Raw genomic sequence first — 15145 nt, forward strand, 5'->3', positions numbered from 1 at the left:
TGACGACACTGCAAGCTTACCGTAAATCGGGTGGCACGGCTTCGTCGGCGAGGGACTTCAGCACATCGTCAAGTCCCATCACAGTTTGCTCCTGTGAACCGAGGCGACGCATGGAAACTCTCCGCTCCTCCGCTTCGCGCTTGCCGACGACGAGCAGCACCGGAACCTTCGCGAGCGAATGCTCGCGGACCTTGTAGTTGATCTTCTCGTTGCGAAGATCGGTTTCGACACGCAGGCCCAGCGCTTTCGCTTTTTCGGCAACCTCGTTCGCGTAGTCGTTCGCATCCGACACGATCGGCGCGACGACGATCTGCAGCGGCGCGAGCCACAGCGGGAAGTGTCCCGCATAGTTTTCGATCAGGATGCCGGTGAAGCGCTCGAGCGAACCGAAAATGGCGCGGTGGACCATGACCGGCGTCTTCTTTTCGGAATGCTCGTCGATATAGAATGCGCCGAGCCGGCCCGCGAGGTTGAAGTCGACCTGGGTCGTGCCGCACTGCCAGTCGCGGCCGATGGCGTCACGCAGCACGTATTCGAGCTTCGGCCCGTAGAACGCGCCCTCGCCTTCCTGAATCTCCGTCTTGATGGCACCGTTCGAGCGCCGCTTCACTTCGTCGAGCACGTCGCCCAGCGCCTTCTCGGCCTTGTCCCAAAGCTCATCGGCGCCGACGCGCTTTTCGGGACGCAGCGAGAGCTTGATGACGATATCTTCGAAGCCGAAATCCTTGTAGCAGGCGAGCAGCAGATCATTGATCTTAAGGCATTCCTCCATGATCTGATTTTCGGTGATGAAGATGTGCGCGTCGTCCTGCGTGAAGTGGCGCACGCGCAGCATGCCGTGCAGCGCGCCCGACGGCTCGTAGCGATGCACCTTGCCGAATTCGGCGATGCGCACCGGCAGATCGCGATAGCTTTTGAGCCCGTGCTTATAGATCTGGATATGACCGGGGCAGTTCATCGGCTTGCAGCAGAACACGCGCTCGTCGGGAAGGACGGTCGTGAACATGTTCTCGCCGTAGTTCTCCCAGTGGCCGGACAGCTCCCAGAAGTGTTTCTCCATCATGTCGGGAGAATTCACTTCCTCGTATCCGGCGCGCTGCTGTTGGCGGCGCATATACGCAATGAGGGTTTGGAACAGCGTCCATCCCTTCGGATGCCAAAAGACGGAGCCCGGCGCCTCTTCCTGGAAATGGAAGAGATCCATCTCACGCCCGAGCTTCCTATGATCGCGCTTCTCGGCTTCCTCAAGCTGGTGCAAATACGCTTTCAATTCGTCTTCGGCCGCGAACGCGGTGCCGTAGATGCGCTGCAGCTGCGGATTGTTGCTGTCGCCGCGCCAGTAGGCGCCAGCGAATTTCATCAGTTTGAACGCCTTGCCGATCTGGCCCGTCGACGTCATGTGCGGGCCGCGGCAGAGATCGAGCCATTCGCCCTGCTTGTAGATCTTCAGGTCTTCGCCTGCCGGAATCGCGTCGACCAGCTCGATCTTGAAGTTTTCACCCTTGTCGCGGAAGAACTGTTTGGCCTTCTCGCGCGACCAGAATTCCTTCGTGAAGGGCGCGTTCCGGGCGATGATCTCGCCCATTTTCTTTTCGATCTTCGGAATATCTTCCGGCTCGAACGGTTGCTGCTTCGCGAAGTCGTAGAAGAAGCCGTTCTCGATCACGGGGCCGATCGTGACCTGAGTGCCGGGCCAAAGCGACTGCACGGCTTCCGCCATGACGTGCGCGGCATCGTGCCGAATCAATTCGAGCGCGGCGGGATCGGTGCGCGCAACGAAGTTGATCGAAGCATTTTTTTTGATCGGATCGGCAAGATCCGCCAGGACGCCGTCGAGTTGCATCGCGACGGTGCGTTTGGCGAGCGATGGCGAGATCGATTTGGCGATTTCGAGGCCCGTGGTTCCCGACTTGACCTGGCGCTGCTTGCCATCGGGGAACGTAATTGTGACGTCTGTCATCTCGGGCCTCCTTTGCTCACTCGCCGCCAACGGGCGCGGCGTAAGACGATTTCGAAACCGCTAATGGGGGGCGAGACCCTCCAAGTCAAGACTTTCTTAACGGGTGGTAAAACTGCCAAGCGGCCGCAGGTCTTGCCGAATCCCTTCGCCGTTCGGTGCAATTCTACGAATTCGCAAAGCGCTATTATTACCGTTCGGGCGTAGACTCGGCGTCTCAATCGGGGGAACGTTCCGTGACGGCAGCAAAACTTCTGATCCGCAAACGCATGCTGCAAACGCAGGGCAAAGTGCGTCCGATCTGCTTCGTACAAGCGGTTGTCGATCCGACCGTCCAGGCTGCGCTTGAAGTTCATTTCGCGACCGAGACGCTTTTCCGCCGCGCGGCTTACTCCCAGAACTGGCCAGAGGGGACGATTAAGATCCCGGCACCGCTCGCGCCATCTCTCGCCGCCTTCCTCAAGAACGATGCATGCCCCGAAATCACGGTGAAGACACTGCTTGCCGGTCAATCATACCAGGCCGCCAACGCCTGGGAGATGATGAGCTTCGAACTGATCGCGAAGGTTGCGTTCGACAACCTGCTCGAACTGACGCGCACTGTCGGCCAGCTTGATCGCGACATCTACTATGTCGGCTCAGCATCCGGCGCCGATCTCTCGGCATTCGAGGCCGACGCGGCGGCCGAGGCTCCCGTGGCTCAGTCCTCGGACGCCGCCGCCTGATTTTTCTGCCCCCACCTGCCGTATCGCCAGGGTGCAAACACGTGGCGCTCCAGGCGAATATCCGGCACCGGATCGACGCCGTGGGTGCCGCCCGGTCCACACCGGAGGAAGCGCGACAGCATCAGCCAGAAGCCGCGCCACGCACCGTTGAGCTCGATGGCCTCGAGCGCATATTCCGAGCACGTCGGCCAATGGCGGCATTGTCCGCCGACCAGCGGTTTGAACGTGTAGCGGTAAACGTGAATGGGCGCCTTCATCAGCGCCTTCGCAATGCGGCTCATGACATCAAGACAAACAACCTGCACAGAGACATGGCTCTGCGTTCAGCAAAACCCAAGTCGCCATAGGAGTGCAAGATCGGCCGGTGGGTTCTTGAGCCCGCCAGTCAGGGCGTCGCCGGGTCCGCAGGGGCCGATTGCGCCGGAGCTTGCGGCTCGGCTGGAGCCTGTGGGGCGGGCGCCTCGGACCCTGAGGGTTGAGCGGCATTCCTCTTGGCCGCTTCGAGGTCTTTCCGCGCAGTCGCAAGCTCGGCGTTCAGGCCGTCGACTTGTTTCTGGAGCGACGCGACGGTGGCCTCGGCATCGGCCTTTGCCTTGTCGGCGGCTGCCCGAGCGTTTTCGGCGTCGGCTTTAGCTTTCTCCAGATCGGCTTTCGCCTTGTTGGCTTCATCGAGCGAAATTCTTGATTTCGCAGTCTGATCTTCCGCAGCGGCAAGTTTCGATTTGAGCTCTTGCACCTGCTTGTCCAGGGACTGGGACTTTGCATCGAGTTCCGAAACTTTTGCCATGGCGGTCGAAACATCCGCCTTGCCTTCCTCGACCTGGCGCAATGCATCGGCCTCGGCAGTCTTCAGGCGCGAAATTTCGTCCTGGGAGGCTTTCCGCTGCTCGGCGGCGGCATCGACCTGCTTCCTGAGTGCGTCGGCCTCACTCCTCAGAGCCGAAAGCTGCCCTTCCGCCGACGTCTTGCCCTGGAGACCGTAGATCGCGAGAACTGCAAGGACGGCGATCGCACCCCATTTGATCGCCCCGATCGGCGAATGGGCATCGCTTGCCCGTTTACTGCCGCTATCGCTGTTGGACGCCATCAACAATCTCCCATAGCCTTCATGCGCGTTCGAACGCTCATCGCGCGCGTCGATTTATCGAACGCCTGCTCCCACCGTACGCATACTCGGAGGCGGTAAATACTTCCACTCCCACTTTTCCCGGAGAAGACATTCATGCGAGAGATGATGTCGCGGGAAAGAATACTGCGGTGAGGCTCGGAGGCAAAATACCTGAAAACGGCATCGCCGCGGAGCGGCAAACGGGCGATCTCGGCGGCCGTTTCTGCCGTAAAGGTTATTGACCGGCGACAGCCGCATCGCGCCTGGCTGCAATTTCGTCGAGAGCGCTTTCGACGGCATCGAACACAAGCAGAGTCGATGCGTGCCGAGCTTTATAATTCCGAACGGGCTCCAATGTTCCGAGGTCGGCCCAGCGACCGGTTGGCGGGGACCCGCCTTCCTTCAGCATGGCGCGCATTTGACGACCGACGGAGCGCAGCTCATCGGGTGTCGATCCGATGATTTCGCGGGCCATGACCGATGCCGAGGCCTGACCCAGCAGGCATGCCTTAACCGACTGGCCATAGTCGCTGACGCGGCCGTCCCGGAGCGCCAAATCGATGGTCACGGTCGAGCCACAGAGCTTGGAATGGGCTGTTGCGCGGGCGTCCGGACGGTCCAGACGTTCGGTCCGCGAGATCGCACCCGCCAGCTCGAGAATGCGCGTATTGTAGATTTCGTCGAGATCGGCCATGGAATCCTGTTTCGCAGTCGGGTATCGACACTCGTCCAAACGCCCGGCTCGTCGTATATAGGACATTCTATATAGGATACGCTGACCGCTAATGCGAGGACCGGCGGTCAGTCTTAAGGCCACAGAAACAGATGAAAAAGCTTCCGCTCTCGACGCATGTCACGGCGCTGTCGCCGCGCCGCCCTTCGCGTGCCGAAGCAGAGGAGGCCGTGCGCACGCTGATTGCCTGGAGCGGGGACAATCCGGCGCGTCCGGGGTTAGAAAAAACGCCGGAGCGGGTTGCGGATGCGTTCGGCGAATATTTCCGGGGCTATAAGGAGGATGCTCTCGCAGAGCTGGCTGCGACATTCGAAGAGCCTTCCGGTTACAACGACATGGTGCTGCTGAAGGACATCGCCTTCGAGAGCCATTGCGAGCACCACATCGCACCCTTCTTCGGTACCGCACATATCGCCTATCTTCCTTCTGAGCGTATCGTCGGACTTTCCAAGATCGCGCGCGTCGTCGACATCTTTGCCCGTCGCTTGCAGACGCAAGAAGGTCTGACCGATCAGATCGCATCGGCGCTCGAAGAAGGGCTCAGAGCGAGAGGCGTCGCGATCATTATGAGCGCGCGCCATCACTGCATGGCGGCGCGCGGTGTCCATCAACGTGGCGTCGCAACCGTGACGTTTCGCTTTCTCGGTGAATTCGAGCGCGATTCAGCGTTGCGCGATCGCTTCATGGCGGCGGTCCGCGACTAGCCTCCATTCTGCAAATTGGGACGCATATGACAGACACGAGCAAGAGTTCGACCGAGCTTCGGCCCGGCGAAGCGATAGAGGAAATTTTGCGCTTTCTTCCGAAATTCGGTTCGGACGGACTGATCCCTGCGATCGTCACAGACGTGAAATCGGGCAACGTCCTGATGTTTGCCCACATGAACGAGGCGGCACTCGGGAAAACCATCGCCACCGGCTTCGCTCACTTCTGGAGCAGGTCGCGTGGCAAGCTCTGGAAAAAAGGCGAGGAAAGCGGAAATCTGCTCAGCGTGAGAGAAGTCAGAACCGATTGCGACCAGGACGTCATCTGGCTTCTCGTCGACGTCGGCGGTGCAGGAGTTGCGTGTCATACAGGAGCGACATCGTGCTTCTATCGCCGGTTGGTCCCCACGGGCGATGCTTCGCATGACATGAATCTTGAAATTGCTGCACTGCCACGCCACGCCGGATGCGGCTAAACGCGCCGAGGCGACTCTCATTCAGGTTGTCTTCACTGCAAGGTTGTTCGCGGTAGGCAATTCACCGATTGGTTACGTCTTGGTAGCGGGGTCTTAAGGCCCCCGGCGTTAGCATTGGCTGGAAAGCCAGAGACCTGAAGGGCGGCACCCGCGCTTCGATTCCGCCAGACAAGGTCAGGAGTGCCAAATGTCGGGGATGGCCGGTGTAAAGATCGGGTTAGCGTTGGGTGGAGGCGCTGCGCGAGGATGGGCCCATATCGGTGTCCTCAAGGCGCTCGCGCAAGCCGGCATCCAACCGGACATCATCGCAGGCACGTCCATCGGCGCCGTTGTCGGCGGATGCTATTCGGCAGAACATCTCGATAATCTCGAGCACTGGGCCCTCGACCTGACGCCGAAGCGGATCTTCGGTTACCTCGATTTCAATCTGGCGGGCACGGGACTGATCAGCGGCCAGCGTCTGTGCGGCCGCCTCGAACAGCATCTCGGTGATCGCAATATTGAAGATCTGAAGACGCGCTTCACGGCAGTGGCGACAGAAGTCGGCACCGGCCACGAGCACTGGCTGTCTCGCGGGCGCCTCGTGGATGCCGTGCGGGCATCCTACGCGCTGCCGGGCGTTTTCAAGCCGGTCAAAGTCAACGGCCGCTGGCTGTTTGACGGCGCGCTGGTCAATCCAATTCCTGTTTCGGTATGCCGCGCACTCGGCGCCCGGTACGTCATCGCGGTCAATCTCAACTTCGACATCCTCGGGCGCGGAAGCGTCATTTCGATGCCGGAAGCCCTCTATCAGGAGGAAGACGATCAGTTTCATCCGGCCGACGAAGACGCGGGTCAGAGCAAAACGACCGGCGTTCGAGCGCTGCTGCACAGGCAGTTCTTCGGTCGCGGCGATGATGCGCCGGGAATTTCGACCGTCATGGTCGACGCATTCAATATCGTGCAGGACCGCATCGCACGCTCGCGCCTTGCGGGCGATCCTCCCGACGTAATGATCTCACCGAGACTACAGGATATCGGCCTCTTCGATTTTCACCGCGCCAAGGAAGCGATCGAGCGCGGCAGCCAGGCGGTCGAACGCCAGCTCGATGATATCTTTCGTGAGATTGGGACGCGAGAGAAGCGCGCGCCCGGCCACGGCGAACGCGGACGCGCGCATTCCGTCTCTTCTGCGAACGCCCTTCAGCCGGTCGCCAAGTAACCGCGCATCGCGGTTACTTCCAGTTCGACCTCTGCCGTATGGTGCTTGACGATATCGCCGATCGAGACAATTCCGACCAGAACATCGTCCTCTATCACCGGCAGATGCCGGAACCGGCCATGCGTCATCGTCTCCATGATTTCTTCGATTGTGGAAGTCTTGGTGCACGATACGACATCGCGCGTCATTCCACGGCTCGCCGGCATTTTCAGTGCATCTGCTCCATGCTCCGCGATCAGGCGGATGATATCGCGCTCGGAGATGATGCCGGCGACCTTGCCACTGTCGCCAACGATGACGATGGCGCCAATTTTGCGGCTCGACAACCGCAGCGCAATTTCTTGAATGGAATCTTCCGGACACGCCGTCATTACACCGCGCGCCTTCGATTTGAGTATCTGTCCAATAATCACAGGTCCAGCCTCCGTTTTTGGAAGGCCATGCCAAAAGAGAACCGGACGATGTGCACGCCCCAACTCAATTGGCGCGCTGTCCGGCCTTCAGCCGGCTTTCCGCTGCGTCTTCCCACCTTAATCACGTCCGCTCTTTTGGCGAACTGAGCGAAGGCTGAGGCAATTTTGTCGCGAATGCAAGCACTCAATCGAATTCAGACGCAGGCGGAGGAATGTTGTGCGTTGCACTATCGAATGCGCCGAATGCGCATAACCCGAAAACATATCCCCCAATGTGTGCTTCCCAAGCGATCGCGCCGCTTTCACCGAATTTCCCAAATCCAACGATGGCGAGGAGATTTACGCCCACGAAGACGAGCGACGCGAGAACCACGCGGCGGTCTTTGAGGCTTTCCGCAAGAGACATGCTCGGAATTGCCCGCGGATCTTCACGAAGTAAATAACCCTCGCCGCGATCGATCGCATTGAACAGGAAACGCATAACGCCGCCCATCATTGCGGAAATTGCTCCAGATGCGCCAATGACGGGGGCCGCGAGCCCGGGATTGAGCAGCAGAAAGAGCAGCGCGCCAGTTATTCCGCCCAGAATGGAGAATGCAAGGAAGCGCAGATTTCCGATCCGAGCGCAAAGCACGGAGCCAAACGCCAAAAGCCATGCTGCGTTGAAGCCGAGATGCACAAGATCAGCGTGCACCGCCATGTGCGTGACGAACGACGTGACGGATGCTGTGGCACCGCCGGGCAACTCGGCGGCAAACCCTGCATAGCGAGCGGGTATGAAGGCGAGCGCCAGAACCCACCACTCGAACTGCTGCGGCGACATAAGCGAGAGTGCGATGTGAACCATGATCAAAACAGCGAGCGTTGCCAGCACGCCGCCCGGCACGTTGAAGATTGGTTCTCGCTTTGTCACGCTGTCCCACCCAGGCGGCTGGCGGGGTCGCCACCGGTGCCGCGTTAAGGTTCATTTCGATCATGCTGTCATTAGCCGACCGCTCGTGGCGTTCACACCTCGGATGGCATAAAGGATGCTCCCTCGTCCACATGTCCGACCCTCGCCATGCGGGTGTGTGTCGGAATGGCACGGCTCAGGTTAACGCCCTAACCATAGCCGATAGGACGGGGCGTCATGCTCATGCAAGAATCTGTCAGTCAAGCGCTCTATTCGTATTGGAATAGCCTCAGGGGCGACCGGGTCGCGCCGAAGCGCTTTGAAATCGAGCCATCGTGCATCTCCGCGAGCCTGCCGGATACCTTCATACTTGAGCGCATTGCACCCTCGGCTCTTCGTTTCAGGCTTGCCGGAACCCGCATCTGTGAGGCATTCGGCATCGATTTTCGCGGCGTCAATCTATTTCGGCTTTTCGACGATGCCGACGTCCGTATCCTGGAACGCCAGATTGCCATGAGCGCGTCAGACGGCGCAGTCTGCGTGTTTCGGATCAAGGCCGGCAATGCCAACGGATTTTCCGCCGATTTCGAACTCCTGATATTGCCGCTGACGCACACCCGCAACACGATCGATCGCTTTCTCGGCGCGCTGACCCCGATGAACAGGCCGGACTGGCTTGGAACGGTCGTGTTGACGCAAAGGAAGCTCATCAGCCACGAGATCGTGTGGCCCAACGGAATTCCGCTACCCGCCGAGATTCCGCAGAATAGACCGCCCATCATGCCGGCGATCCGGGAAGCGAGGATCGTACGCTCTAACCGACGGCAATTTCGCGTCTACGAAGGTGGCCTCGGCCGCTCCGATAACGAGTGATCGCCTTGGTTCAAATTTAACCTTTCAGCTCGTTAAGCCTCACCGACGCGCGCACCGAAGCCGATTATGACCCGCAAATTAGAGCTTCGTTAAGGAGCAGGCCTTCATAGTCCATGAAGGGTCGTCTTTCCGCAGCGCCTAGCGGCCGATGTCCCTCAAAAGGATCTATTCCCAGCGGGCCTCAAGGACCGGCCATGGCCGTGCATTCGACCACACTTCGTGAACCCCTGCATCACATGGAAGCGCCTTCGGCGCGCGACATGCGCAGGCATCGTCGGTTGCCGCTGTCGCTCGCCGGCCGCTTCATGCGTGCCGACCGAAACGAATTCACTTGCCAGCTTAAGAACATTTCCGTCGGAGGCGCGGCTGTTGCTTCCTCCCACGCCCCTGACATCGGCGAGCGGGTCGTCGCCTATTTCGATCACCTGGGTGGTATCGAGGGCGTCGTGGTGCGCCATATGCCCGAGGGATTTGCCTTCGCTTTCAAAGTCACGGAGTACAAGCGGGAAAAACTCGCAGCGCAGATTATGTGGCTCGTCAACCGAGGAGATTTCCCTGAGGAGGCTGGGCGCCTGCACGAGCGCATCGGAACCCGCGGGCGCCGGACGACGTTGAGGGTCGAAGACGTCATTATCGACGTTGAATTGCTCGATCTTTCGGCATCAGGCGCATCGATCGGCACGCCAGCGCGGCCGCCGCTCGGGAGTTTTGTCGTTGCCGGAAAAACCCGAGCAATCGTTCGGCGACATCACGAGCATGGCATCGGGGTGCAATTCTTGACGCTGCAATCGCCCGAGGCCTTGCACGATAGTTTTCCTTAAACGTTTTTGCGTTGGTTGTGTGATGCCTCAAATCGCTCGCCGAGTTGCCAAAATCTCAAAGTTAAATTTTTATATAGCTTTGGTGCGAATGCCGAGGTCGGCATTCATGCTAAAAACAAGTGTTTCGCGTAGTGTATCGTACCGTGTTCGAGGGCGTATCATGATGTACGGTAGCGTGGCCATTGGCGTGGCCGTGAGTTTGGTGGCTATGGCTATGCCGGCGGCGGCGCAGCAGGTTGCCATCGTAAGTCCGGCAGCAAAGCGCGCACCGGAATTCATGCGGATATACGGCAGTTCTCAGCCGCCTTATGGTTTCGTATCTTTCTGCGAGCGGGAGCCGACCGAGTGTGTCGCCAAGCCGAGCAGTGGCGAGGCGCGCCTCGACGCGACGCCGGAGAACTTGAGCGAACTCGACGTCGTCAACCGCACGGTCAATCATGAAATTGAACCGGCGACGGATATGGAAGTTTACGGCGTCACCGAATATTGGACACTGCCGAAGACGCGCGGCGACTGCGAAGACTACGCTCTCCTCAAGCGCCATCGTCTGATCGCTCGCGGCTGGCCGTCGAGCGCTTTTCTGATGACGGTCGTGCGCGATGAGAAAAACGAAGGGCACGCTGTACTCACGGTGCGCACAACGCTCGGCGACTACATTCTCGACAACAAAATCGACATCGTCCGACTCTGGAACCAAACGCCGTATCACTACGTGATGCGCCAATCGTTCGTCGATCCGAAAGCATGGGTTTCGCTCGATCCGAATGATGCTTCGACGCCAGCGGCGATTGCGGGCGTGCAGTCGGCTCCAGAACAGCCGCCGGAATTTCAGGGCATGGAGGTTTTTCCCTGATACCCTGGCCAGCGAGCGGGGATCATCCCCGCTTTCCGCATCTGTCACGCGCATCGGCGGTCGGTTCGATCATGCCGCGGCGGCTGCGATGCGTCAGGACTTCTGTGGTTTCAATCCGGCCGCAAATCGCTTCCAATTGGCGACGTAGCGCGCTGCGGCCCCTTGGAAACGCGCGGCATCTTCGTCGTCGATCTGACGGATAATTTTGCCCGGCGACCCCACCACCATCGATCGGGACGGTATTTCCTTGTTTTCGGGGATGAGCGTATTCGCTCCGATGACACATTCCTCGCCGATCCTGGCCCCGTTGAGAATGATCGATCCGATGCCGATCAGGCTACCGCGCCCGATCGTGCAACCGTGCAGCATGACCATATGGCCGATGGTGCAATCGGTGCCGATCGTCAGCGGGAAACCGGGATCGGTATGCAGCACGCATCCGTCCTGGACATTGGAACGCTCGCCGACCGTGATCCACTCGTTGTCGCCGCGCAGGACCGCGCCGAACCATACGCTCGCGTCCTCTTCCAGCTTCACCTTGCCGAGCAGCACCGCATTGGACGCGACCCAGAAAGCACCGCTGGCAGGCGTTGCAACATCAACGCCGTCCAAGTTGTAGAGCGTCATCGGTACCCCTCGTCGTATCTCAAACGCCTTCGAGATCCATATCGAGGATGGCCATCTGCAGCTGATAGGAGGTCTCGCCTTCGTCGACCTCGCGATAGAGCGCAGCGACGAACTCGTTATTGATGAAGACCTCGGCCATGTCATCCTTCTTGGGCTGCGGTCTGACTTCCAGCGTCGACGCTCCGAACGTCTTACGCAAATAGGCCTGAAGCCGTGCTAGCTCGTCTTTCTTCAAGTTCATGTCTCCTGATGAGTGTCAGAGGCCGCCGAAATCGTCGACCCAACCCTGCTCCATCGAGCGGGCGGGTTCGGCACAACCGGCACTGCCAACAATTTTAGCCGGAACCCCGGCAACGGTAACGTTCGGAGGAACGTCCGACAGGACGACCGATCCGGCGGCGATCCGCGAGCACGAGCCGACCTTGATATTGCCGAGGATTTTGGCTCCTGCACCGACCAGCACGTCGTCGCCGATCTTGGGGTGGCGATCCCCTGTCTCCTTGCCGCTGCCTCCAAGCGTTACGGCGTGCAGGAATGAGCAGTTGTCGCCGACCACGGCTGTTTCACCGACGACGAAACCGGTTGCGTGGTCGAGCATGATCCCCTGCCCGAAACGGGCCGCGGGGTGAATATCGACACTGAAAAAGCGTGAGCCCTGGCTTTGCAGATAAAGCGCGAAGTCGCGGCGCCCAAGCTTCCACAGCGCGTGCGCAAATCTATGCGTGACGAGCGCATGGAAGCCTTTGAAGTAAAGCAGCGGATCGAGAAAGCGCGTGCACGCGGGATCGCGATCGTAAACGGCGGACAGATCGGCTCGAAAAACCTTGCCGAGCGCATCGTCGTCTTCGAGCACGCTCTGAAACGTCTGCGAGATCAGACCGGCATCGACGTCGGTATGGTTGAGTCGCTGCGCGAGGCGATGGCAGATCGCGTTTTCAAGGTGCTGGTGGCTCAGAACGGTCGCGTAGATGAAACTTCCGAGCGCCGGCTCCGCCTTCATCGCCGACTGCGCCTCGGATCGGATCTGCGCCCAGATAGGGTCGACGATCCGAACCTTCGGCGTTGCTGTCTTGGCGTTCGACACGTAAGGCCTCTTGCTCGCAGGTCCTTGGCGGGGCTCCCGCCGCCGACATGGGCCCGTCCTCCGACGGTTATTCCAAAGCCGATTAACGGTGCCTCGCGCCCGGGTCAATCCGAGAACCGGTCTCCATTATATATGTTGTCGCACCGCGCGCATCTGCCGCCCGAACCGATCTTTGCCGTTCCCCGGATTGCTCATTAAATGGCCACGACAACCGAAAGGACGGCCGGCATGGCAGAGATCGAGGGTGACGGGCCGGCATTAAGATATGCCAAAGACGGAGCAATCGCCTGGGTGACGGCCGACAATCCGTCGCGAATGAACGCCCTGACGGGGGCCATGTGGGGGGCGCTGCCTGCCGCAATCGGACGTGCGGTGGCGGACGACGAAGTTCGCGTCGTCGTCCTGCGTGGGGCAGGCGACAAGGCTTTCTCAGCTGGGGCGGACATCTCCGAGTTTGAAAGCGGGCGCACCGGAGATGCAGCCAAAGTTTACGACGCGCTGAACGATGCGGCTTTCAACGCGTTGACCGATTGTCAGAAACCGACGATCGCGATGATCCAGGGGTTTTGCCTTGGCGGCGGACTTGGACTTGCGCTCTGTTGCGACATAAGGATCGCAGATGAATCGAGCCAGTTTGCCATTCCCGCAGCCAAGCTGGGCATCGGCTACAATGCTCGCTGGGTCCGCCCCATCCTCGCCGCCGTGCCTGCAGACCGCGCCAAGCAATTGCTGTTTACGGGCCGGCGTTTCCGCTCGGCCGATGCGGAAACGATGGGACTTGTCACGCAGCTCGTGCCGAAGGCCGAAATCGAGGTAACCGTGAGAGCGCTGGCGCAAGAGATCGCGGAAAACGCGCCGCTCTCCGTCGCGGCTGCAAAGCGCGTCATCGATGAAATCTCGCGCCGTCCGGAGCACCCCGATATGTCAAAGCTCGATGCGGCGGTCGAGGCATGCTTCGCAAGCGAAGATTACGCCGAGGGACGTCGCGCCTTTCTCGAAAAGCGGAAGCCGGAATTCAAAGGCAAATGAGACATTCGAGTCGTAGAGTTTGTCTTGCGTTGGCTGTCGGCCTTTCGGGCGTGGCCTGCACGACGGCGGGGCATGCCGGTGACGCGGCGGTTCAAAATGCGTGCTTCTCGCCCGCGACGCTTGCCGGCGTGCCGGGCGAAGAATTGGCCGCAAAAGGCAATCATACCTTCGACGCACCAATCAAGCTCGGCGATTTCAAACCGGCTCCCGCTGTTCCGGATGAACTTCGCGGCTCAATCCGGCGCGTGGACCTTCCCGCCGGAGAAAAAGTCATCGCGTTGACATTCGATCTCTGCGAGCAACGCGGCGAGATCGCGGGCTACGACGGCCGGATCATCGATTACCTGCGCCAGCAGGGCGTCAAGGCGACGTTCTTTGCGGGCGGCAAATGGATCGCGTCGCACCGCGCCCGTACTGAACAGCTGATGGTCGATCCGTTATTCGAGATCGGCAACCACACGGAAACCCACGCAAACTTGAGGCTATTGGTGCCCGCCGCGGTCCGCGAACAAGTCCTGGCGCCGCAAAAAGCCTATGAAGATGCGCGCGCAGATCTTGCCGCAAATCAGTGCCTCGCATCTTCGCCGAATGCGTTGCGCGAAATCCCCGAGCAACCAAAGGTCTTTCGCTTTCCCTACGGCGCCTGCAACGATGCGTCGATGAAAGCTGTCAACGATGCCGGGATGCTTGCCATCCAATGGGACGTTGCAACCGGCGATCCCGATCCGCATACGTCGGCGACAAGAATTGCGGATGCGATGGTCAACGAAGCCAAGCCCGGCTCGATCATTGTCAATCACGCGAACGGGCGTGGCTGGCATACGGCTGAAGCATTGCCTATCGCAATTCCGAAGCTCAAGGCCAAGGGCTACAAGTTCGTCACCGTCAGCGAACTCGTCGCCATGGGCAAGCCGGTCATCACCGCGGAATGCTACGATCGCAAACCCGGCGATACGAACCGATATGACTTCTTCGCAGCGTTGCAGCATCCGCTCAACTCCAATTCGAGGACGCAAGCGGTTGCCGCAGCTCCTTCTCAGCGTGCCGCCGTGACAAAGGGGATGAAACCGTGGTCGACGTCGGTCAAGTCTTCGCGTTCGCGCACTCGACAACCAGTCGACGGCACAAAATGAAATGACAAATGCGCGCCTCGAGGTTTTTCGGATGCGCGGGTTCGATCTCGAACCCATGACTCCGGTTACAGCTAAAATCCTTGGCCCGCTGCTCTCCGGCATCGACCCTTGGGCGCGCTATGCCTATACAGGCGGAGCGCTGACGACCTTTCTTGCCGGCGAAGAAGCGGGCGCGCCCCGTTTTGCGATCAAGGTGGATCGCGTCATAGCTGGAGCAGTCGGTATCCGAAACAACTGGCTTCGTGGCCCCTACCTGCAGTTTCTCGGCATTCTTCCAGCCTATCAAAGCCACGGCATCGGGGGTTCGATCCTGGACTGGATCGAGGCCGAAGCCCGCAATACCGACGCGCAAAATCTCTGGGTCGTCGCCTCGGAGTTCAATGCGCGGGCGATGTCTTTCTACGAGCGACACGGTTTCAGCCGTATCGCGACGCTGACCGATCTAGTCGTCGAAGGCAGTTGCGAGGTTTTGTTACGAAAGCGGCTGGTGGCAGTTTGAAATGCCCTGCTCAGCAA

19 protein-coding genes are annotated in these 15145 nt (G+C 59.8%); 10 read left to right on the top strand and 9 right to left on the bottom strand.

Translation table 11 applies throughout. The annotated features are described in order from the left end of the window. Nucleotides 1-16: 16 nt before the first annotated feature. Nucleotides 17-1960: a threonine--tRNA ligase gene (thrS, locus tag HYPDE_RS07700; RefSeq protein WP_015597852.1), complete on the bottom strand. Its 1944-nt coding sequence runs from the start codon at nucleotides 1958-1960 to the stop codon at nucleotides 17-19. Nucleotides 1961-2193: 233 nt separating this feature from the next. Between thrS and HYPDE_RS07705 the strand changes: the two genes are divergently transcribed. After that, nucleotides 2194-2682 (top strand): hypothetical protein, encoded by a 489-nt coding sequence (locus HYPDE_RS07705; RefSeq protein WP_144061223.1) that lies wholly within the window; start codon nucleotides 2194-2196, stop codon nucleotides 2680-2682. Here the strand turns inward: HYPDE_RS07705 and yidD are convergent. The 3 genes from yidD to HYPDE_RS07720 form a co-directional block, all read right to left on the bottom strand. Further along, on the bottom strand, nucleotides 2658-2963 hold the full coding sequence (gene yidD, locus HYPDE_RS07710; protein ID WP_015597854.1) for a membrane protein insertion efficiency factor YidD: 306 nt from the start codon (nucleotides 2961-2963) through the stop codon (nucleotides 2658-2660). The two genes, HYPDE_RS07705 and yidD, sit on opposite strands and share 25 nt — an antisense overlap. Before the next feature lie 104 nt (nucleotides 2964-3067). Beyond that, nucleotides 3068-3769, bottom strand: coding sequence for a hypothetical protein (locus HYPDE_RS07715; protein ID WP_015597855.1), 702 nt, complete (start codon nucleotides 3767-3769; stop codon nucleotides 3068-3070). 256 nt (nucleotides 3770-4025) lie between these two features. Further along, entirely contained in the window at nucleotides 4026-4484 is a 459-nt protein-coding gene (locus HYPDE_RS07720) for an iron-sulfur cluster assembly scaffold protein (RefSeq protein ID WP_015597856.1), read from the bottom strand. Nucleotides 4485-4615: 131 nt separating this feature from the next. Between HYPDE_RS07720 and folE the strand changes: the two genes are divergently transcribed. The 3 genes from folE (at nucleotide 4616) to rssA (ending at nucleotide 6904) form a co-directional block, all read left to right on the top strand. Further along, entirely contained in the window at nucleotides 4616-5227 is a 612-nt protein-coding gene (gene folE, locus HYPDE_RS07725; RefSeq protein ID WP_015597857.1) for a GTP cyclohydrolase I FolE, read from the top strand. A 26-nt stretch (nucleotides 5228-5253) separates the two neighbouring features. Next, nucleotides 5254-5703: a phosphoribosyl-AMP cyclohydrolase gene (hisI, locus tag HYPDE_RS07730; RefSeq protein ID WP_015597858.1), complete on the top strand. Its 450-nt coding sequence runs from the start codon at nucleotides 5254-5256 to the stop codon at nucleotides 5701-5703. Nucleotides 5704-5890: 187 nt separating this feature from the next. After that, a complete protein-coding gene (rssA, locus tag HYPDE_RS07735) occupies nucleotides 5891-6904 on the top strand; it encodes a patatin-like phospholipase RssA (RefSeq protein WP_041320175.1) in 1014 nt (337 codons plus the stop codon). Here rssA and HYPDE_RS07740 read toward each other — a convergent pair. After that, the gene (locus HYPDE_RS07740; RefSeq protein ID WP_015597860.1) at nucleotides 6886-7317 is read right to left on the bottom strand and encodes a CBS domain-containing protein; all 432 of its coding nucleotides are present in this window, start codon (nucleotides 7315-7317) and stop codon (nucleotides 6886-6888) included. The two genes, rssA and HYPDE_RS07740, sit on opposite strands and share 19 nt — an antisense overlap. Nucleotides 7318-7501: 184 nt before the next feature. Beyond that, the gene (locus HYPDE_RS07745; RefSeq protein ID WP_015597862.1) at nucleotides 7502-8230 is read right to left on the bottom strand and encodes a rhomboid family intramembrane serine protease; all 729 of its coding nucleotides are present in this window, start codon (nucleotides 8228-8230) and stop codon (nucleotides 7502-7504) included. Between the two features lie 216 nt (nucleotides 8231-8446). Between HYPDE_RS07745 and HYPDE_RS07750 the strand changes: the two genes are divergently transcribed. The 3 genes from HYPDE_RS07750 to HYPDE_RS07760 all read left to right on the top strand — a co-directional run bounded on the left by HYPDE_RS07750 (nucleotide 8447) and on the right by HYPDE_RS07760 (nucleotide 10756). Beyond that, nucleotides 8447-9082 (top strand): PAS domain-containing protein, encoded by a 636-nt coding sequence (locus tag HYPDE_RS07750; protein WP_015597863.1) that lies wholly within the window; start codon nucleotides 8447-8449, stop codon nucleotides 9080-9082. Nucleotides 9083-9276: 194 nt separating this feature from the next. Next, a complete protein-coding gene (locus tag HYPDE_RS07755) occupies nucleotides 9277-9903 on the top strand; it encodes a PilZ domain-containing protein (protein WP_015597864.1) in 627 nt (208 codons plus the stop codon). A 160-nt stretch (nucleotides 9904-10063) separates the two neighbouring features. Then, nucleotides 10064-10756, top strand: a complete 693-nt coding sequence (locus tag HYPDE_RS07760) for a transglutaminase-like cysteine peptidase (RefSeq protein ID WP_041320177.1) — start codon at nucleotides 10064-10066, stop codon at nucleotides 10754-10756. A 93-nt stretch (nucleotides 10757-10849) separates the two neighbouring features. On the opposite strand, the gene HYPDE_RS07765 is transcribed toward HYPDE_RS07760, so the two are convergent. From HYPDE_RS07765 to cysE, 3 genes are read right to left on the bottom strand one after another with little or no spacing between them, the layout of a single operon-like run. Next, nucleotides 10850-11383 carry a gamma carbonic anhydrase family protein gene (locus tag HYPDE_RS07765; protein WP_015597866.1) on the bottom strand — a complete coding sequence of 178 codons (534 nt, stop codon included), beginning with the start codon at nucleotides 11381-11383 and terminating at the stop codon, nucleotides 10850-10852. 19 nt (nucleotides 11384-11402) lie between these two features. Then, nucleotides 11403-11618 carry a DUF3126 family protein gene (locus HYPDE_RS07770; RefSeq protein WP_041321009.1) on the bottom strand — a complete coding sequence of 72 codons (216 nt, stop codon included), beginning with the start codon at nucleotides 11616-11618 and terminating at the stop codon, nucleotides 11403-11405. Between the two features lie 21 nt (nucleotides 11619-11639). Continuing rightward, nucleotides 11640-12467: a serine O-acetyltransferase gene (gene cysE / locus HYPDE_RS07775; protein WP_015597868.1), complete on the bottom strand. Its 828-nt coding sequence runs from the start codon at nucleotides 12465-12467 to the stop codon at nucleotides 11640-11642. Nucleotides 12468-12665: 198 nt separating this feature from the next. On the opposite strand from cysE, the gene HYPDE_RS07780 reads away from it, so the two are divergent. The 3 genes from HYPDE_RS07780 to HYPDE_RS07790 are packed head-to-tail and all read left to right on the top strand — an operon-like array spanning nucleotide 12666 to nucleotide 15128. Further along, the gene (locus HYPDE_RS07780; RefSeq protein ID WP_015597869.1) at nucleotides 12666-13496 is read left to right on the top strand and encodes an enoyl-CoA hydratase; all 831 of its coding nucleotides are present in this window, start codon (nucleotides 12666-12668) and stop codon (nucleotides 13494-13496) included. Between the two features lie 29 nt (nucleotides 13497-13525). Beyond that, on the top strand, nucleotides 13526-14629 hold the full coding sequence (locus tag HYPDE_RS07785) for a polysaccharide deacetylase family protein (RefSeq protein ID WP_015597870.1): 1104 nt from the start codon (nucleotides 13526-13528) through the stop codon (nucleotides 14627-14629). Between the two features lie 31 nt (nucleotides 14630-14660). Further along, a complete protein-coding gene (locus tag HYPDE_RS07790) occupies nucleotides 14661-15128 on the top strand; it encodes a GNAT family N-acetyltransferase (RefSeq protein ID WP_244437809.1) in 468 nt (155 codons plus the stop codon). Nucleotides 15129-15145: the final 17 nt, after the last annotated feature.

Source organism: Hyphomicrobium denitrificans 1NES1 (assembly GCF_000230975.2).
In the GTDB taxonomy this organism is placed as follows: Bacteria; Pseudomonadota; Alphaproteobacteria; order Rhizobiales; family Hyphomicrobiaceae; genus Hyphomicrobium_B; species Hyphomicrobium_B denitrificans_A.